General features: G+C 62.5%; 22 protein-coding genes. 15 read left to right on the top strand and 7 right to left on the bottom strand.

The features are described from left to right. The first annotated feature begins 213 nt into the window (after positions 1-213). Entirely contained in the window at positions 214-378 is a 165-nt protein-coding gene (locus tag M1L53_RS15490) for a hypothetical protein (protein ID WP_180279628.1), read from the top strand. 5 nt (positions 379-383) lie between these two features. Here the strand turns inward: M1L53_RS15490 and M1L53_RS15485 are convergent, their stop codons facing one another. The 3 genes from M1L53_RS15485 to M1L53_RS15475 all read right to left on the bottom strand — a co-directional run bounded on the left by M1L53_RS15485 (position 384) and on the right by M1L53_RS15475 (position 1,875). Beyond that, positions 384-758 (bottom strand): VOC family protein, encoded by a 375-nt coding sequence (locus M1L53_RS15485; protein WP_030537100.1) that lies wholly within the window; start codon positions 756-758, stop codon positions 384-386. A 29-nt stretch (positions 759-787) separates the two neighbouring features. Then, a complete protein-coding gene (locus M1L53_RS15480) occupies positions 788-1,201 on the bottom strand; it encodes a VOC family protein (RefSeq protein WP_054186691.1) in 414 nt (137 codons plus the stop codon). Between the two features lie 101 nt (positions 1,202-1,302). After that, positions 1,303-1,875: a helix-turn-helix domain-containing protein gene (locus M1L53_RS15475; RefSeq protein ID WP_054186692.1), complete on the bottom strand. Its 573-nt coding sequence runs from the start codon at positions 1,873-1,875 to the stop codon at positions 1,303-1,305. 64 nt (positions 1,876-1,939) lie between these two features. Between M1L53_RS15475 and M1L53_RS15470 the strand changes: the two genes are divergently transcribed. Together M1L53_RS15470 and M1L53_RS15465 are read left to right on the top strand one after the other, a co-directional pair. After that, positions 1,940-2,653, top strand: a complete 714-nt coding sequence (locus M1L53_RS15470) for an AzlC family ABC transporter permease (RefSeq protein WP_054186703.1) — start codon at positions 1,940-1,942, stop codon at positions 2,651-2,653. Then, positions 2,650-2,970 (top strand): AzlD domain-containing protein, encoded by a 321-nt coding sequence (locus M1L53_RS15465; protein ID WP_054186693.1) that lies wholly within the window; start codon positions 2,650-2,652, stop codon positions 2,968-2,970. Before M1L53_RS15470 ends, M1L53_RS15465 begins: the two co-directional genes overlap by 4 nt. Here M1L53_RS15465 and M1L53_RS15460 read toward each other — a convergent pair. Then, on the bottom strand, positions 2,956-3,612 hold the full coding sequence (locus M1L53_RS15460) for a TetR/AcrR family transcriptional regulator C-terminal domain-containing protein (protein WP_007733086.1): 657 nt from the start codon (positions 3,610-3,612) through the stop codon (positions 2,956-2,958). The two genes, M1L53_RS15465 and M1L53_RS15460, sit on opposite strands and share 15 nt — an antisense overlap. 164 nt (positions 3,613-3,776) lie before the next feature. Between M1L53_RS15460 and bioB the strand changes: the two genes are divergently transcribed. The 3 genes from bioB to M1L53_RS15445 are packed head-to-tail and all read left to right on the top strand — an operon-like array spanning position 3,777 to position 5,613. Next, positions 3,777-4,790 (top strand): biotin synthase BioB, encoded by a 1,014-nt coding sequence (gene bioB / locus M1L53_RS15455; RefSeq protein ID WP_024487821.1) that lies wholly within the window; start codon positions 3,777-3,779, stop codon positions 4,788-4,790. Beyond that, positions 4,787-5,011, top strand: a complete 225-nt coding sequence (locus M1L53_RS15450; RefSeq protein ID WP_054186694.1) for a hypothetical protein — start codon at positions 4,787-4,789, stop codon at positions 5,009-5,011. Before bioB ends, M1L53_RS15450 begins: the two co-directional genes overlap by 4 nt. An 11-nt stretch (positions 5,012-5,022) precedes the next feature. Further along, complete coding sequence (locus M1L53_RS15445; RefSeq protein ID WP_054186695.1) at positions 5,023-5,613, top strand: DUF2567 domain-containing protein; 591 nt, start codon at positions 5,023-5,025, stop codon at positions 5,611-5,613. An 11-nt stretch (positions 5,614-5,624) separates the two neighbouring features. Here the strand turns inward: M1L53_RS15445 and M1L53_RS15440 are convergent, their stop codons facing one another. After that, complete coding sequence (locus tag M1L53_RS15440; protein ID WP_054186696.1) at positions 5,625-6,455, bottom strand: SDR family oxidoreductase; 831 nt, start codon at positions 6,453-6,455, stop codon at positions 5,625-5,627. Positions 6,456-6,538: 83 nt separating this feature from the next. Here M1L53_RS15440 and M1L53_RS15435 point away from each other — a divergent pair, with 83 nt between their 5' ends. Together M1L53_RS15435 and M1L53_RS15430 are read left to right on the top strand one after the other, a co-directional pair. After that, complete coding sequence (locus tag M1L53_RS15435; RefSeq protein ID WP_007733070.1) at positions 6,539-7,141, top strand: TetR/AcrR family transcriptional regulator; 603 nt, start codon at positions 6,539-6,541, stop codon at positions 7,139-7,141. A gap of 109 nt (positions 7,142-7,250) precedes the next feature. Continuing rightward, a complete protein-coding gene (locus tag M1L53_RS15430) occupies positions 7,251-7,583 on the top strand; it encodes a hypothetical protein (protein WP_003941794.1) in 333 nt (110 codons plus the stop codon). Between the two features lie 14 nt (positions 7,584-7,597). Here M1L53_RS15430 and M1L53_RS15425 read toward each other — a convergent pair whose 3' ends face one another. Then, complete coding sequence (locus tag M1L53_RS15425; RefSeq protein ID WP_007733069.1) at positions 7,598-8,326, bottom strand: NUDIX domain-containing protein; 729 nt, start codon at positions 8,324-8,326, stop codon at positions 7,598-7,600. A 102-nt stretch (positions 8,327-8,428) separates the two neighbouring features. Between M1L53_RS15425 and nadA the strand changes: the two genes are divergently transcribed. From nadA to nadC, 3 genes are read left to right on the top strand one after another with little or no spacing between them, the layout of a single operon-like run. After that, complete coding sequence (gene nadA / locus M1L53_RS15420) at positions 8,429-9,466, top strand: quinolinate synthase NadA (protein WP_003941702.1); 1,038 nt, start codon at positions 8,429-8,431, stop codon at positions 9,464-9,466. Then, positions 9,463-11,034 carry an L-aspartate oxidase gene (locus M1L53_RS15415; RefSeq protein WP_054186697.1) on the top strand — a complete coding sequence of 524 codons (1,572 nt, stop codon included), beginning with the start codon at positions 9,463-9,465 and terminating at the stop codon, positions 11,032-11,034. Before nadA ends, M1L53_RS15415 begins: the two co-directional genes overlap by 4 nt. After that, the gene (gene nadC / locus M1L53_RS15410) at positions 11,034-11,906 is read left to right on the top strand and encodes a carboxylating nicotinate-nucleotide diphosphorylase (protein ID WP_054186698.1); all 873 of its coding nucleotides are present in this window, start codon (positions 11,034-11,036) and stop codon (positions 11,904-11,906) included. The genes M1L53_RS15415 and nadC overlap by 1 nt, the downstream gene beginning before the upstream one ends. Positions 11,907-11,912: 6 nt before the next feature. Here the strand turns inward: nadC and M1L53_RS15405 are convergent, their stop codons facing one another. Next, positions 11,913-12,821, bottom strand: a complete 909-nt coding sequence (locus M1L53_RS15405; protein ID WP_042450126.1) for a LysR substrate-binding domain-containing protein — start codon at positions 12,819-12,821, stop codon at positions 11,913-11,915. A gap of 71 nt (positions 12,822-12,892) precedes the next feature. Here M1L53_RS15405 and M1L53_RS15400 point away from each other — a divergent pair, with 71 nt between their 5' ends. The 4 genes from M1L53_RS15400 to M1L53_RS15385 all read left to right on the top strand — a co-directional run bounded on the left by M1L53_RS15400 (position 12,893) and on the right by M1L53_RS15385 (position 17,863). Then, positions 12,893-13,786: a dihydrodipicolinate synthase family protein gene (locus M1L53_RS15400; protein WP_054186699.1), complete on the top strand. Its 894-nt coding sequence runs from the start codon at positions 12,893-12,895 to the stop codon at positions 13,784-13,786. 48 nt (positions 13,787-13,834) lie between these two features. Next, positions 13,835-15,142 (top strand): HNH endonuclease signature motif containing protein, encoded by a 1,308-nt coding sequence (locus M1L53_RS15395; protein ID WP_142006209.1) that lies wholly within the window; start codon positions 13,835-13,837, stop codon positions 15,140-15,142. Between the two features lie 123 nt (positions 15,143-15,265). Further along, positions 15,266-15,778: a GNAT family N-acetyltransferase gene (locus M1L53_RS15390; protein WP_054187176.1), complete on the top strand. Its 513-nt coding sequence runs from the start codon at positions 15,266-15,268 to the stop codon at positions 15,776-15,778. A gap of 93 nt (positions 15,779-15,871) precedes the next feature. Next, the gene (locus tag M1L53_RS15385; RefSeq protein WP_083471153.1) at positions 15,872-17,863 is read left to right on the top strand and encodes a glycosyltransferase family 39 protein; all 1,992 of its coding nucleotides are present in this window, start codon (positions 15,872-15,874) and stop codon (positions 17,861-17,863) included.

Genomic DNA, 17,863 nt, shown 5'->3' with positions numbered 1-17,863 from the left:
ATCTTTCACATTGCTCCGCCGTGCGGGCGATGACAACCCGTCTGGACCGAATTTCTCGTGGAAAACACAGGCGTGCAACACTGGGTGAAGAACTGCTGAGTCATCGGCGTCTTGTCGGCGCCGTACGGGCGGCAGTAATTGAGTAGCCATCGACCGATCTCTAACGCAGGTTTATCTGCGCGCGGCAACGATGACCAGGCAAAAGGGTGGCATGTGAACGAATCGAGCAGTGGCTTGTTTTCCGACCTCAGCGCGTCGGAGCCCGTTGTCGACGCAAAAAGCGCCGAGCAACTGGCTGCCGAGCGTGAAACTGCGGCAGCAGAACGCTCCAACACCGACACCGCTGAACAGCGGCAGTCGCGGCTGTTCAGCGGTTAAGCGCGTCAGGACTCCTTGATCACCGACAGAACATTGCCGGCGGGATCGGTGAACCACGCGATGTCGGGGCCGTTGCCACGCATGATGCCTCGCGCATCCTGGGGGAATCCGTCGTATTTGAGAAACTCCACGCCACGTGCGGTCAGTTGGTCGACGGTTGTGTCGATGTCGTCGACGACGAAGTTGAGAATCGTGTAGGTCGCCGCTTCGTGATTCGGCTTCGGATAAACGAGGATCTCGGTTCCGCCGGCAAGATGTAGGCGAATCAGTCCCATGTCTCCGTCGGTTACCTTCAACCCGAGTGTTTCGCCGTAGAACTTCTTTGCAGAGTCGATGTCTGTCACCGAAAATCCGCTGAATGCTTTCGTGTCTGTAAGCATGACTATCTCCGTTCCCAGCGGTTGCCGGACTAGGTGGTTTGGGAATCCGTCATTCCGGATTCCATCTCGGCCCTGGCTTCCTCGCTGAACTGGATGATCTGAACGTAGTTTCCGTCGGGGTCGATCGCAGTGGCGAACAAACTGCCCCCGCGTTCTTCGAGTGGAGCGTGCCAGTTTCCGCCGAGCGTATCGATGCGCTGTGCGATCGACCGGGCGTCGTCGGTTTCGACGTTGAGGAACATGCGACCCGGCTGGGGGTTGGTCTCGCCGACGTCGTCGCGTCTGTCGAGCATCACGTAGAAACCGTTGAAGTCGAGCACGTCGTAGCCGGGTTCGCCGGGAGTCCGGTCGACCTTCGGGGCGAACGCCTCGGCGTACCAGTCGCGCAAGCGTTCGGGGTCGGTGCTCGAGAGCAAAATGCTGCTGATGCTGGATCCGGACATGGGTCCTCCTGCTGTCGGTCGTTACTGTCGTCGGCAATCGAGGCTCTGGCCACGTCACCTCCCAGATACAGACTTCCCGCAGCGGCGAAACTCATCGCGGCTCAGGTGTGTTCCGACACCAAGATCGCTGTCGTCCCTGGTTCGAGCGCCCGAAAGATGTGCTCCTCGTCGCCGGGATAAGCAAGATAATCGCCCGGTCCGAGTTCGATCGGATTTGCAGTGGGCCCGACCTCCGCCCGTCCGGTGCCGATCACGACGTGTTCGGTGGTGCCGCGTGCATGCGGAGTGGAAATACGCGGCTCGCCCGGTTCGGCGACTATCCGATACAGATCGCGTCGTGCGTTCGCTGGGCTCGGCGCCAAGAGCGTCGCGATGTACGACGCGTTTGCCGACGCAATCGCGGGACCTTCTCCGGCTCGAATCAACTGAACGGTCTGTGCCTGAGAGTCGACGAGTTGTGAGAACGGCACACCCAATGCGTTTCCGAGTGCCCACAGAGTTTCGAGGCTCGGATTTCCGAGTCCGGATTCGAGTTGGGAGAGTGTGGACTTGGCGATATCGGCGCGCCGGGCGACCTCCGAAAGGCTCAAGCCTGCTCGGGCACGTTCGCGTTTGAGTGCGACGGCGACCAGTTTCTGAGGAGTCTCCGCTGTATCCGTTTCATTACTGGGCATCGTTCGATTCTCCGATCGATCGTTCTACTTGACGAACGGTGTCACTTCGTTCAACATAGAATACATGCGTTCTTTATGGCGAACAGTTGATCGAGACACGGTTCGGGTGAGCGTGCTGATCTGTCTCTCCGTGGCCATCGTCGGTGTGTCCTACGGTGTGACGGCAGGATCGGCTGGATTCTCGTTGTGGCAGCTTTTGGCGTTGGCTGTACTCGTTCTGGGAGCGTCTTCGGAGTTCTTGTTCATCGGAATCATCGCGGCCGGAGGCGGCGCCGTCGCTGCAGTTATAGCCGGCTTGCTGATCAACTCCCGAAACTTCGCCTACGGATTGGCAGCGGGATCTTTTCTCGGCGAGGCTCGCCACACGGATTCAGGCTGGCGCAGGGGCTCGGGCTGGCGCAAGTTGGTCGGCGCGCACCTGGTCAACGACGAAAGCGTCGCGGTTGCCATGGCGCAGGGCTCGGTGAAGCAGAAGCGTGCGGCCTTCTGGTTCTGTGGGATCGGGATCGCGGTGTCGTGGCCGATCGGAGCTCTCCTGGGCGGGCTGCTCGGCAGAGTCGTCCGAGACCCCGGCGCGTTGGGATTGGATGCCGCGTTTCCGGTTGTCATTCTGGCCCTTGTCTTGCCTGCGCTGAAGGAAAAGGTGACGCTGCTTGCCGCCCTGATCGGTGCAGCAGTCGCGGTGGCCGCGTCGCCGTTCCTGCCGTCGGGTACCGCTCCGCTCGTTGCGCTGCTGAGTATCGCGGTGACGATACCGTTCCGGGAGAAGGTTCGATGAATACCGCGTCGGTCTGGATCGGTATCGTCGTGTTCGCTTGCGGTTCTTACGCTTTGCGGGCAAGTGGCGTTCTGCTCCGCGCTCGGGTGAAGCTTTCGGTTTTTGTCGAGAAAACCCTCGATCGTGCTGTCGTGGTGCTGCTGCTCGCAGTGGTTGTGACATCGACGGTATTCACCGGGCATGACGTTGCGGGGCCGGCGCGGATGCTCGGCGTGGTGGCCGGAGGCATCTGCGCCTGGTTCAAGGCGCCGTTGGTGGTCGTGGTGATTGTCGCGGCCGGCACTACTGCAGTACTCCGACTGTCAGGAGTGTCGTAGAGCCGATTCGATGGGCGTTGAATCGGGGATCGAATTCAGGCGAGTGCGAATGCCGTCGATGAACAGGTCCAGGCCGAACTGGAAGCGCACTGTCGGATCGCCGTCGAGGAGGTCCTCGTCGGAACCGCCGCCGATCACCTCGGGGGAGTCGGGGGAAATGGGTGCTCGGGTAAGTGCCCCCATTTCTTCCATCTGCGCTCGGGACTGCTCGTCCACGGTATGGCCGAGTACGTAATACAGCAGGGCGTACGCCGCGAGTTGGGCGTGCTCGCGTGAGAGACCGGATTCTTGCCCGGCTTGTACGAAATGCTCGCGCACCTTGCTGTTCGTCATCCGCGAAGCGAAGGTGGCGCTGACCAACTCGGCGCCATCGCGGTGCGCCAGTAGGGCAGACCGAAGTCTGTGTGCCAGTTCGGAATACGCCTCTTGCCACGTGTCCGCGTCAACGGGGGCGTCGAGGTCTTCGAGGATCTTGTCGACGACCGCGCCGAGCAAGGTCTGTTTGTTCGGGAAATGCCAGTAGAGAGCGCCGGGTTGGACACCTAGTGAGGTCGCGAGCCTGCGCATCGTGAGGTCGGCAAGTCCGAACTCGTCGAGTATCGCCATGGCGCCGTCCAGCACGTCGCCGCGTCGCAACTGCACTTGTTGCTCCCCTCGTTTCGTCCCGCTGTGGAGCGCTTTCGATCGAATGTCGATCGGACCCGCCTTTGACAGTATTCCACCACGTCTCTAACGTGAACACCGTTCAACTTGTACGGTGTTCAATTTTGCTGGTTTCGAAGGAGACGTCTGTGACCCCGCCCCCGATTAGCACGGCCCCTGCGACGGTCGACATCCTCGACCAGGCGCGCGAGCAAGTTCTCGAAAGAGGAGTTGGCCTGACCGAAAGCCAGGTGCTCGACGTACTCCGACTCGACGACGACAGGCTCGAAGACCTGCTGGCTCTCGCCCACGATGTGCGTATGAAGTGGTGTGGACCGGAGGTCGAGGTCGAGGGCATCATCAGCCTGAAGACGGGCGGCTGCCCTGAGGACTGCCATTTCTGCTCGCAGTCCGGACTCTTCCAGTCGCCGGTTCGCGCGGCGTGGTTGGACATCCCGAGCTTGGTGGAAGCTGCCAAGCAGACTGCGAAGTCGGGCGCTACCGAGTTCTGCATCGTGGCCGCCGTCCGCGGACCCGACGCCCGGTTGCTCGCTCAGGTTGCCGCAGGCATCGAGGCGATCCGCAACGAGGTCGACATCCAGATCGCCTGCTCGCTCGGCATGCTCACCCAGGAGCAGGTCGACCAACTGGCCGCCATGGGTGTGCACCGGTACAACCACAACTTGGAAACTTCGAAGTCGCATTTCCCGAACGTCGTGACCACGCACTCGTGGGAAGAGCGGTGGAACACGCTTCGGATGGTTCGTGAAGCAGGCATGGAAGTGTGCTGCGGCGGAATCCTCGGCATGGGTGAATCGCTGGAGCAGCGCGCAGAATTCGCGGCCAACCTGGCTGAACTGGAGCCGGACGAGGTCCCGCTCAACTTCCTCAACCCGCGTCCGGGTACCCCGTTCGGTGATCTGGACGTGCTGCCCGCCAGCGAGGCGCTCAAGTCCGTGGCGGCATTCCGTCTCGCGCTGCCTCGCACGATCCTGCGCTTCGCGGGTGGACGCGAGATCACTCTCGGCGACCTGGGTGCCAAGCAGGGCATCCTCGGCGGAATCAACGCCGTGATCGTCGGCAACTATCTGACGACCCTCGGACGTCCCGCCGAGAAGGATCTGGATTTGTTGGTGGATCTGCAGATGCCGATCAAAGCACTGAACGACACTCTGTGAGCATTCCGGTGACCGAGGAGCGGTACAACCCGTTCACCGGGCGTCGGATCGTCGACGGCGTCGACGATCCGACGCCGACTGCGGCGTCGATGGGGCTCGAGCCTCCTCGCTTCTGCGAGCAGTGCGGGCGCCGCATGATCGTTCAGGTCAGCCCTGACGGATGGTGGGCGAAATGCTCCCGACACGGTGTCGTCGACTCGATCGACGTCGCCCGCAGGTAGCGTCACTCTGTGTGATCTCTCTTCGGCAGATTCGTCTGCGCACCGCGATCGTGATCGCCGCAACCATTGCGGGCGTGAGCGTGCTCGTCGGTGTGCTGTGGGCGTTCTTGGCTCCGGCCGAGCACCTCTTGGTGGTGTCCGAGGGGCGCGGCGTCGCGTTGACGGGTGAGAGCCTTCATCAGTTCGACGCGAGCGCCATGTTCATCTGGCTGGCACTGATCGTCGGTGTGCTGTCGGCGGTGGCGGCCTGGTTGGCACGCCTGAGTCGAGGTCCTTATGCCCTGGGCGGGTTGATAGTCGGTTCAGTGGCAGGTACCGGACTGATGGCACTCGTGGGTTCGGGCGTGACAAAACTGCGTTTCCCCACGGCCGACAATCCGGCGGTCGGGGAGATCATTGCGCGGGCCCCGAACGTCGGAACTTTGCTCGTGCTTCTGTTTCAGCCGCTCGCGGCGTGCGTCGTGACATTGGTTCTTGCAGTGCTCAATCCGTACGACGACCTCGGGGTGGGGGACCACCCGGAATCCGGGGATCCGGAATCTGGGGATCCGGCCACCGACACCGAACAGGCCGAAGTCGAAAGCCAGCCGAAACTTCCGTAACTGTTGCGTCGCTACGCCGCAGAGGTCGACGAGCGCTTGGTTTCGGCTTTCATTCGCACGTCACCCAACAGTCGCCCGGAAATCAGCGCGCCCAACCGGCGGGTTGCGAAGCGAGTGCTGATCGAGGACACCCAGTTCGGCAGTCCCGATACGACGGTCGGCGGCGCGTTGCGTCGATCCAGTGCTCGGAAAGCGGTGTCCACCACCTGAGTTGCCGTCTGCATTCGCCCGACCGCTGCGTCTTCGGAGCCGACTACGTCGAAGAACTCGGTGCGCGTCGGACCGGGGCACACCGCCAATACAGTCAATTCGCTGCCGCGAGCTTCGGCCCAGAGTGCTTCGGTGAAGTTGAGTACGAACGCCTTGGACGCGCCGTAGACGGCCATGCCCGGTGTCGGCTGGAACGACGCTGTGCTGGCGATGTTGACCAGTGCTCCGCGGCCGGTGAGAAGGTCGGGCAGGAATGTGTGTGTCAGCTCGACCAGCGTGGCGATGTTGAGCTGAATCTCGGACGTGACGCGCTCGAGATCTTCGTCCACGAATGCCCCGTGTGTTCCGAATCCGGCGTTGTTGATCAGCGAGTCGACGGTGATGCCACGGTTTGTCAGCTCCTGGTGCAGCGATGCACCGACGCCGGGTGCGGCCAGGTCGGCGGGCAGGACTGTCACGATGATGCCGTGGGCGCCACGGAGTTCGGTGGCGAGTGCCTCGAGGCGGTCGGCCCGCCTGGCGACCAGAACCAGGTTTGCGCCGCGAGCGGCAAAGCGATGAGCGAATTCCACTCCGAGCCCAGCGCTGGCTCCGGTGATGAGGACGGTGGTTCCGGCTACGTCGATGGCCATGGTGGCTCCTTCGGTTCGGGTGATCCCAAATGTAGGCACTGACACCATAGTTGTCAATGACAACATTTTGATATGGTGCCACCATGCCCGCCCACGAACAGCCGTATCATCACGGCAGCCTGCGACAGGAACTCCTGGCGTCGGCCGAAGCAACACTCGAACGAGATGGCGTCGACAAGTTGTCGCTGAGGCAACTCGCGCGTGAGGCGGGCGTGAGCCACGCGGCTCCGGGCAAGCACTTTCGTGATCGCCAGGCTTTGCTCGATGCCTTGGCCGAAAGTGGATTCCATCGGATGACCGGTGCGCTCGAGCGGGCAGTCGCGGATGCTCCACCGACCGCGAGGGCCCGGTTCTCCTCGCTCGCCAATGCCTACGTGGATTTTGCGCTGGAGCATCCGGGCCTGCTCTCTCTGATGTACAGCAACAAGCATGCGCCGGGCGCCGCCGAAACTGTCGTCAACGCGGGGCACGCGACGATGGACCTGACCGTCCGGCTCGTGTCGGAAGCTCAGGCCGCCGGTGACATTGCCGCCGGTGATCCGGAAAGCATTGCGCTGGTTGCCTTTGCGACGTTCCACGGCGTCGCGACGCTTGCTGCGGGCGGAATGTTGGGCGACGTGCCGGTGGGCGAGGTGGTGAACGCGGCCTCGACGGTCTTCTGGGCGGGCCTTTCCAGGGCTGTCTGAGGTGGGGCGCGCAATTCCCCAGAGTTCTCACAGAACCAGCACAAGGGAAGCACAAGATTGCGGACTTACATAGGAGTCAAGAAGTTTGATTCCGAGTGGAGGTTCGGCAATGAGTGTTTCAGAGATCGCCCCCAACAGGGGAGTTGTACTTGTCACGGACATCGGATTCGAGCACGGTGCGCGCACGGCCGCCGAGTTTCTCGACGCTGGTTGGAGCGTGGCAGTCACGGCGCGGACGGTCACCGAATTGGTTCGCGTCATGGCGGGAAAACCTGCCCATCGCTTCTTTGCGATTGTCGCCGATCCGACGGATCGTTGGCAGGCCGATCGGATTCTCGATCGGGTGACGACTCGGTTCGGTGTAATCAACCGGGTCATCGATCCGGCCGGCGCCGTGACCTCGGTGTGGTTGCAACGCGGAAGTCTCGAAGCTGTTGCCTGACAGTGCGATCGGTGTCAGCTTGGCGGCCGTAGTGCGGCGAATTCGTCGGTGACCCGCAAGGTGGAGTCGGTGAAACGGTACAGGGCGGGTGGACGTCCACCCGACTTGCCGGACGGTGCGGTGTTGCCGGTGGGAGTCAGAACGCCTCGACGCCCCAGCACGCGTTGCAAGTTGGTGGCATCGACCTGGTAACCGAGGGCAGCGCAGTAGATTTCGCGCAGTGTCGACATCGCGAACTCTTCCGGGGCCAGCCCGAATGCGATGTTGGTGTACGAGAGTTTCGCGGCGAGTCGATTGCGCGCGTGCCGTACGACGGTTCCGTGGTCGAACGACATCTCCGGCAACTTCGAAACGGGGTGCCAGGCCGTGTCCGGTGGCAGTTGTGGGTCGGCGCTGAGGGGAACGAGTCCGAGGAAGGTCGACGCGATGCGGCGCGGACCCGGCACGCGCTGTGGATCACTGAAGACGGAGAGCTGTTCGAGGTGGGCGACCTTTCGTAGGTCGACCTTCTCGGCGAGGAGTCGTCGAGCGGAGGTCGTCAGGTCCTCGTCGTCGCGCAAAGTGCCCCCGGGCAGGGACCACGTGCCCTTCTGTGGGTTGAGTGCACGCTGCCACAGCAGCACGGCCAACTCTTCACGCCCTTGCGGGCAGTGATCGCCGTCACCTGCGGCGATGCTTGCGGGGAAGGTGCGAACTTGGAACACCGCTGCAAGCACTTCGTGGGTGGTGTTACTATTGGGCACGTTTTCGATCCTAAGTCGAAAACCTCGAATACGGAAATCCGGGCCAGCCCGTCCGGATTTGAACTGGGTGACGAGCCCGGGTTCACGGTGAAGGAGAACGCCATGACGACCACGACGTTATGGGAGGGATCGGCCTCGCAGATTCACGACGGCCCCGGCGGATACAACGGAGTCGAAGCGACCCCCGAGTGGGCCGCTGAGATCAAACGTCTGGCTCGCGAACGCGGCGCGACGATTCTTGCGCACAACTACCAGCTGCCTGCGATTCAGGACGTCGCCGATCATGTCGGTGACTCCCTGGCGCTGTCACGAATCGCTGCCGAGGCGCCCGAGGACACGATTGTCTTCTGCGGTGTGCACTTCATGGCCGAGACCGCGAAGATCCTGTCGCCGTCCAAGACCGTGCTGATCCCGGACGAGCGAGCCGGCTGCTCTCTGGCCGACTCGATCAATGCCGAGCAGCTTCGTGAGTGGAAGGCCGACAACCCGAACGCGCTGGTGGTGTCGTACGTGAACACAACCGCAGAGGTGAAGGGTCTCACCGACATCTGCTGCACCTCGTCCAATGCCGTCGACGTGGTCAACTCGATCGATCCCGACCGCGAGGTTCTGTTCCTGCCGGACCAGTTCCTGGGAGCTCACGTCAAGCGCGTGACGGGCCGTACCAACATGCAGATCTGGGCTGGTGAGTGCCACGTGCACGCCGGCATCAACGGTGACGAGCTGACGGCCAAGTCCAAGTCGCACCCGGACGCCGAGCTGTTCGTGCACCCTGAATGTGGTTGCGCTACTTCGGCTCTGTACCTAGCCGGTGAAGGCGCGGTCCCCGCGGACAAGGTCAAGATTCTCTCCACCGGCGGAATGCTCGACGCGGCCCGCGTCACCAAGAGCAAGCAGGTTCTGGTCGCGACCGAGATCGGGATGCTGCACCAGTTGCGCAAGGCAGCGCCCGACGTCGATTTCCAGGCCGTCAACGACCGCGCGTCGTGCCCGTACATGAAGATGATCACGCCTGCCGCGTTGCTTCGCTGCCTTCTCGAGGGCAAGGACGAGGTCCACGTCGATCTCGAGATGGCCAAGCGTGCACAGAAGTCGGTGCAGCGCATGATCGAGATCGGTAATCCGGGCGGCGGCGAGTGACCAGCCCTGCCGGGCGTTTCGCCTGGGAGGCTCATGCCGACCTGGTCGTCGTGGGAGGCGGTGTCGCGGGCCTCACCGCTGCGCGCACCGCTTCCCTGCGGGGACTGAAAGTACTCACGGTCAGCAAGGGCGGTCCGACGGACACCGCGACTCAGTACGCGCAGGGCGGCATCGCGGTCGTCGACGATCTGAATACGGATTCCGTCCAGTCGCACGTTTCGGATACGTGTGAGGCCGGCGTCGGTTTGTGCGACGAGGAAGCCGTCTATTCCATCGTCGAAGCTGGTCACGACGCTGTTGCTGCGCTGGCCGCGTTGGGAGCGGTCTTCGATCGCGGGCGAGACGGCGAGGTGTCGCGCACCCGCGAGGGTGGGCACAGCACGCGTCGGATCATCCATGCCGGCGGCGACGCCACTGGCGCGGAAGTGCAGCGGGCTCTCAATGCTGCCGGGCTCCCCGTTCTGTTCGGTGCAGCGGCAGTCCAGGTGGTGACCAACCGGCGTGGGGTGTGCGGACTCATCGTCTCCTCGCCGGAAGGCCTCGGAGTGATCCATGCGCCCGCGGTGCTGCTCGCTACCGGCGGACTCGGTCAGCTGTATGCCTGCAGCACAAATCCGCCCGGAGCGACTGCCGACGGAATCGCGTTGGCACTCGAAGCCGGTGCGGCGATTGCGGACCTGGAGTTCGTTCAGTTCCATCCGACGGTGCTCTTCACTCCGGGCGGGGTAGGCCGCCGACCCCTGATCAGTGAGGCGGTCCGCGGCGAGGGCGCGATTCTTGTCGACACCAGCGGTGATTCGGTCACCGCAGGTGTTCATCCGCTGGGTGATCTCGCCCCGCGTGACGTGGTCTCGAGGGCAATCGCAGCACGCCTACGCGATCTCGGCACTGATCACGCCTATCTCGACGCTCGCAAGCTCGACGGTTTCGATTCGAGATTCCCGACCATCACGGCGTCCTGCCTCGAAGCGGGCATCGATCCACGCACCCAATTAATTCCGGTCGCTCCGGCCGCGCACTATTCGTGCGGCGGAGTCGCCACCGACGTCCATGGACGAACGGGAGTGCCTGGTCTCTACGCAGCAGGCGAAGTGGCTCGCACGGGATTGCACGGCGCGAATCGTCTTGCGTCCAACAGCCTTCTCGAGGGTTTGGTAGTCGGGGAGCGTGCAGGAATCGCAGCTGCCGAGCGTCGCGAGGTTCATGCCGAAGTGGTCAACGTGGTGCGCAAGCCGATGCCGATCCTGCCGCGAGAGACCGTGCAGTCCGTCATGACGGCACACGCGTCGGTGGTTCGCGACGGAGGCGGTCTCCAGATTGCGCGAGCCGCGCTTGCCGACGCCGAACAGACAGTGGCGGTGGCTGCTCCGGACCTCGAAGACGCGGCGCTCACGTTGACCGCGACTGCATTGGTCGACGTGGCCGTGGCGCGAACCGAGAGCCGTGGCTGCCATACCCGCACCGACTATCCTGAAACAGATCCGAATCAGCGTCGCAGCACTCGGATCAAGATGGGTGCCGACGGAGCGCTCGAAATACCCGACATGTTGTTGACAGGAGTTCATTGATGACCGAGCAGAAGATCCTGCCCGCGCCGCTCGACCGTGACGAGCTGCTCACATTGGTCAGGCTCGCTCTGGACGAAGATCTGCGCTATGGACCCGACATCACTTCTACCGCAACGGTTCCCGCCGATGCGGTCGCGAAGGCGTCGGTCGTCTCACGCTCCTCGGGTACTGTCGCCGGCATCGACGTCGGACTGCTTGTTCTCGACGAGGTGATCGGCGCGGGTAACTACGAGGTCGTTGATCGGGTGGCCGACGGAACTCGGGTTGCGCCAGGTCAATCGGTGCTCACCGTTGTCGCGCCCACCCGCGGACTTCTCACGGCAGAGCGCACGATGCTCAACCTCGTCTGCCATCTCTCGGGAATCGCCACGGCGACATCACAGTGGGTCGACGCCATCGCCGGCACTCGTGCCAAAGTGCGGGACAGCCGAAAGACGCTGCCCGGACTGCGTTCTCTGCAGAAATATGCAGTCCACGTGGGCGGAGGCGTCAACCACCGTATGGGATTGGGTGACGCGGCGTTGATCAAGGACAACCATGTTGCTGCTGCCGGTTCGGTGGTCGCAGCACTTCGTGCGGTCCGTGAGCTCGCCCCGGACATCGAGTGCGAAGTTGAGGTCGACAACCTCACTCAGCTCGATCAGGTGCTGGCGGAGAACGTGGAACTTGTTCTGCTGGACAACTTCCCGCTGTGGCAGACGCAGATCGCGGTCCAGCGCCGAGACGCTGTTGCTCCAGAAACCAAACTCGAGTCATCCGGTGGTCTCACCATCGACGTTGCCGCAGAGTACGCCCGAACCGGCGTCGACTACCTCGCTGTAGGTGCCCTGACACACTCGGTGACGGTCCTCGACCTCGGGCTCGACATGTAGATGCCGCTATTGCTCGGCGTCCAGCAGTTGTGGGACGGCCGAGCGAAGCGCGTTTGTCACGGTTGCGACCGCCGGGTGAGCGTCGGAGCCCGCTCGGTGTGCAATCTTCGTCCTTCGTCGAATGGGCATCGGCGTCAGGCGCACACCTAGCGGCGGATGGATTGCTCCGAGTTCAGGAACCAGCGAAACACCCTGTCCCGCAGCGACGAGGGCGAGAACGGTGGCGAACTCGTCGATGTGGTGTCGCACTTTCGGGGTGAATCCAGCTGCCTGGCATGCGCGAATAGTCATTGCATGACAAGCAGTTCCGGGAATTGCGGTAATCCAGGGACGTTCTACGCAGTCGGTCAGCGATGCGACAGCGTCGTGGGAATCTGACTCGATGTCACTCGAAGCGAGGTACACGGCTTCGCTGCACAGCGGCAATGTCGTCAGGCCCGGTTCGGTGGGGCGAGGGACGAAGTCGTAGTCGTGAATCAATGCCAAGTCCAGAGTCCCAGCTCGTAGGTCGTCGGCGACGTCCGCCGGGTCGATCTCCGAAACCATCGGTTCCAACCCGGGATGCTCGCGAGACAGGGCGATCAATGCCGCCGGGAGGATCGCCCGTGCCGCGGTCGGGAACGTTCCGATGCGCAGCGGCCCCGCCAGTCCACGACGTGCGTCGACCAATTCACCTGACGCCTGCTCCAGGCGTTGCAGGATGGCTTCGGCATGACGTGCGAGGTTCTCACCGGCGGGTGTCAGTCGGACGCGACGGCCTGTTCGTTCCAGCAGCGGCACGCCGGCTTCACGTTCGAGGACGGCCAACTGCTGCGACACCGCGGAGGGACTGAACGACAGCGCCTCGGCAACGGCAACGATGGTTCCGCGCAGCGCTAGTTCGCGCAAGAGCTTCAGTCGGCGAACATCGAGCATCAGCTCAGCTTACGCTCGACGATGGAAATGCGAACTAGACCTACAAGGTTTGTTCGGTGAGGCTGAGTTCTATGACTACGACTCGAGTTGACCTGGCCGGAATCCATGTTCCACTGATCACGCCCTTCGAGAGCGACGGTCGTATTGCAACCGATGCACTCGAACAGCTTGCGCACCAGGTCCTCTCCGAGGGTGCGGTCGGACTCGTTGCGCTGGGGACTACAGCGGAAGCCGCAACACTCACCGAACAGGAGAGAGTGACCGTTCTGGATATCTGTGCGAATGTGTGCCGTGCGAGAGGTGCGACGTTGATCGTCGGCGCGGGCAGTAACGACACGGCGGGCAGTGCGCAGGCGCTCGGGAGGCTGGCTCGGTGGCCTGAGGTCTCGGCGGCCTTGGTGCCGGTTCCCTCCTTCACGAGGCCGTCGAAAGCCGGTGTGGTGGCGCATTTCGCGCATCTGCAGTCGTCGAGCCCAGTGCCGCTGATCGTCTATCACGTGCCGTACCGAACTGCGTGCGATCTGGACAGCGGCACTATGCAGGAGGTGGGTACTTTGCCCGGGGTTGTTGGTGTGAAGTATGCCGCGGGCGGTATCGACGCAGCTGCCGTCGAACTCTTCGCGGATCTTCCAGGCGACTTCGCCGTACTGGCGGGGGATGATCTGTTTCTCGCGCCTCTTCTGGCCTTGGGTGCGGCCGGTGGCATCTTGGCGTCCGCTCATGTGTCGACCGCTGAGTTCGTCCGCTTGGTAAAAGCTTGGGACAGTGGCGATGTGGACGGCGCCCGTGACCTCGGGCGGAGTTTGTCGAAGCTGTCCGGAGCTCTGTTTTCCGAACCGAACCCGACTGTGATCAAGGGCGTATTGCATGCGTTGGGACAGATTCCGACTCCCAATGTGCGACTGCCGTTGCTACCTGCGGGTGACGAATCGGTAGCGCGGGCGCTCGAGGTCTACCACTCTTGACTCGAACGGGTGTTCGAGTATGATTTGGGGAGGGGATCGGGGGATTCAATGAGCGTCTTGTTGTCGGATGTGGTGTCTGGTTCTGCGGTGGGGTTACGCGGACGGTTGTGGCAGTTGTCTGCTTCTGAGTTGCGTGCTGCTGCTGCTGTCGAGGCGAGTGCGGAGATTCTGCGCCTCGAGGCGGTGCGTGTGGCGGTGGTGGACGAGTTGTCGTTGCGCCCGGATGATCAGGTGATTGCCAGCCGCGGTGTCGGTTCGTGGTTGGCGGCGAACACGATGCTGCAGGTTCGGGACGGGAAGAAGATCGCCGCGTTGGGTGCGGCTTTGCGGCCGTTTCCGGCGGTGGCTGCTCGGTTCGATGGCGGGGATTGCTCGTTCGAGCATGCCGTGTTGATCGTGGCGTTCTGTGAGTCACCGCCGAAGGGGATGCCGGAGGAGGCGCTACCGAAGTGCATCGATTTGTTGTTGGCTGCTGCGTCGGGTGTGGAGGCGACGACGACGAAGGTGCGGAACGTGATTGCGACGTTGGAGAGGTTGTTCGAATCGGATGAGATCCCGCCCGCCGAGGATGTCGATCTCAATGAGTTGCGGATTGCTTCGACGCTCAATGGCCGGGTGGTGGTGCGTGGGGATTTCGATGCCCTGACCGGTGAAATGCTGCTGTCGGCGTTGTCGAATCTGACGATGCCGACCCCGGCACCGGATGGGACGCCGGATTCTCGGTCGGCGGCGAAACGGACCGCGGACGGGTTCACGGAACTGATCCGCCGGTATCTGGACTGCGCGAAAACCGGTACCGATGGTGGCCAACGCCCGCACGTGAACGTGCACATCAACGCTCGGGATCTCGCTGAGCATCGGGACTGCGCCGCAACACCCTCCATGGCTGATGGTGGAGTGGCTGTGTCTGATCTTGATGTCGGGCACATGCCGTGGCTCGGACCACTGTCCGTATCGCAGACCAGGCTCCTCGGGTGTGACTGTTTCCTGTCCACCGTTCTGCTCGACGATCACGGCGCGCCCTTGGATGCGAAACCCGGGAAACGGTTGGTCACCGCCGAACAGCGAGTGGCGTTGATTGCCCGAGACAAGGGCTGTGCGTTCCCGGGTTGCACATGTGTGCCCGCGTGGACCGATGCGCACCATATCCGGCACTGGGCGAACGGTGGCCCGACGGTGATGAACAATCTGGTCCTGCTGTGCCGTTCACATCATCGGTTGATGCACCGAAAATCCGGGTTCGTCGGGAAATGGGAAATCCGAATAGGCGCCGACAACAAACCGTGGTTCATCCCACCACCCTCGATTGACCCGCAGCAGCAACCGAGGCCGGCCAACACCACATTCAAAACCTGACTGAGTGGTGACACCCGTTCAGGCGCACAACTTCACGCCGATAGGCTTCAACTCGGAGATACACCCGGGTTGGGGCCTGGAGGCCGTGTTGTTGTGAACGGCTGCAGATATGGGGGAGGTCATATGGTTGTGGACGTTGTGCAAGCGGTCGAGACCGATGGGCCGGAGATTCTGGCGCTGCGGCATGCGGCAGAAGACTGGTTGGCAGAACGCGGAATCATCCAGTGGCGCCCGCGTGAAGTGTCTGTCGAGCAGGTCGAGCAGCAGATTTCGAGAGGGGAGTTCTTTGTTGCGCGAGATCGGGCGCAGTCGAGGATTGTCGGCGCCCTGCGGTTGATCTGGTCGGACCCTGTGGTCTGGCCCGATTCGAACGAGCGTGCTGGTTACGTGCACGGATTGGTCATCGATCGAGAATTCTCGGGAACCTCGATGGGCGAACGCTTACTCGGCTGGGCCCATCGACGTTCCGCGCAGGAGAACGCGCAGTACCTGCGGCTCGATTGTGTAGAAACCAACGTGCGATTGCGTCGCTACTATTTGGACGCCGGTTTTACCGAGGTCGGGCGTCGTGACTTCGGAGACGATGCCGACACCGGTTGGTTCAGTGTCGTGTTGTTCGAGCGCTCCCTGACCTGATCCATTCACAGCAACTTTCCAGGCGGCTCCCAGTGCCGCCAGGGTTGGAGACGCGATCGTTGGCAGGACAGTAACTCGTGAAGGGACTTCCTGATGACCGCCGTTCTGCATCCGGCCCCGCCTCGGCGGCCGGCACCAACTGCCCATCGCGCGGAGCCCTCGCCGTCGTGGTTCCGCAGGCGCAGTACAGGATTGGCGCTGACTATCCTGTTGGCGGCAACGGCAGTCCTGTATTTGTGGAATCTGACTGCGAGTGGCTACGCCAACACCTTCTACGCTGCGGCGGCGCAGGCCGGCTCCCAGAATTGGAAAGCGTGGTTCTTCGGTTCCCTCGATACCTCGAATTTCATCACTGTCGACAAACCGCCCGCTTCATTGTGGGTCATGGGTGTGTCCGGACGAATCTTCGGATTTTCGAGTGCCAGCCTTCTAGTTCCGCAGGCATTGATGGGCATCGGATCGGTTGCGCTCGTATACGCGGCCGTCAAACGAGTGGCGTCGCCCGCTGCGGGTTTGGTGGCGGGAGCTGTTTTGGCAGCTACGCCCGCTGCCGCCCTGATGTTCAAGTTCGACAATCCTGATGCACTGTTGGTTCTGCTCATGACTCTCGCCGGCTACTTCGTTATTCGCGCCATGTGCACGGCGATAGGTCGTCGAGCCGCTATGTGGGTGGCGCTCGCAGGAGTAGCGCTGGGGTTTGCCTTTCTCACCAAGATGCTGCAAGGGCTGATGGTGTTGCCTGCATTTGGTGCCGCGTATTTGATCGCCGGACAGGTGCGCTTGCGGACTCGCCTGGTCCACCTGGTGATCGGTGCTGCGTCCGTTGTCATATCGGCTGGGTGGTGGGTGTTGGCAGTGTGGCTGTGGCCCGCTGATTCTCGCCCGTACATCGGCGGATCGACCAACAACAGCGTCATGGACTTGGTAGTGGGATACAACGGATTGGGTCGACTTTTCGGGAGCACCGGTGGCGGTGGCGGAATGGCCGGTGGCAGTGCAGGTTCGAGCTTCGGGGGAAGTGCCGGACTCGAACGGCTGTTCGGCAGCGAGATGGGTATCCAGATTTCCTGGCTTATTCCTGCGGCTTTGATTGCGCTGGTGTTCGGCCTGCTCGCCTGTGGGCGCGCACCGCGCACAGATCTTGTCCGTGCGTCGTTGATCCTTTGGGGTGGCTGGTTTCTCGTTACCGGCCTGATCTTCAGCTACATGTCCGGCACGATCCACCCCTACTACACAGTTGCGCTGGCGCCCGCCGTCGCGGGGATGATCGGGACCGGTGGATACGCTCTGTGGTTGGTCCGTGCCCGTTGGATCGGACGTTGCGGGTTGGCTGCGACGATGCTGGCCGCAGGAATCTGGAGCTGGGTGTTGTTGCACCGCAATGCCGACTGGCTGCCGATGCTGAAGTGGATTCTGTTGGTAGGCACTGTCGTCGGCGCGATCCTGGTTCTCGTGGGAGCTAAGGATCGATTTCGCAAGCTCGCTGTCGCTGGATTGATTCTTGGATCGTTGGCAGGGATAACCGGTTCTGCGTCTTACGCGATTGCCACTGCCGCAACAGCGCACGGTGGGTCCATCCCGACGGCCGGACCGACCGGCGCCGTGTCCGACTCCGGAATCGGCGGGGGAGGAGGTATGGGTGGGGGCCCAGAGCTGCAAAACGGTGACGCTCCGCCGAATTCTTCTGACGCGACTGTAAATCCGGCGTCGAACGGGCAAGAACTGAGTAGCGGCAGTGAAAGTACTTCCGAGTTGACGGCAATGCTGGTCAATGCGGGCACCACGTGGTCGGCCGCGACCAACGGCTCGCAAAGCGCAGCAACCTACGAGTTGGCCAGCAATACCGCGGTGATGGCGATCGGCGGTTGGAGTTCCGATCCCGCACCGACATTGGATCAATTCATCCAGTACGTGGCAGACGGAAAAATTCACTACTACATTGCCGGTGGCCAGGGCGGAAGCCAGCGAGAGGGCCAAAGCGGGGACAGCACGTCGAGTGTCATCCAGGAATGGGTCGAAGCGAATTTCACGTCGACAACGGTGGGAAATTCCACGATCTACGACCTCAGCGGGTATGTCGGATAG

Origin of the sequence: Rhodococcus sp. T9N (genome assembly GCF_024436645.1) — a bacterium.
Lineage (GTDB): Bacteria > Actinomycetota > Actinomycetes > Mycobacteriales > Mycobacteriaceae > Rhodococcus_F > Rhodococcus_F qingshengii.
The sequence above is the reverse complement of the archived record's forward strand: the minus strand, read 5'-3'. Positions and strand labels throughout refer to the sequence as shown.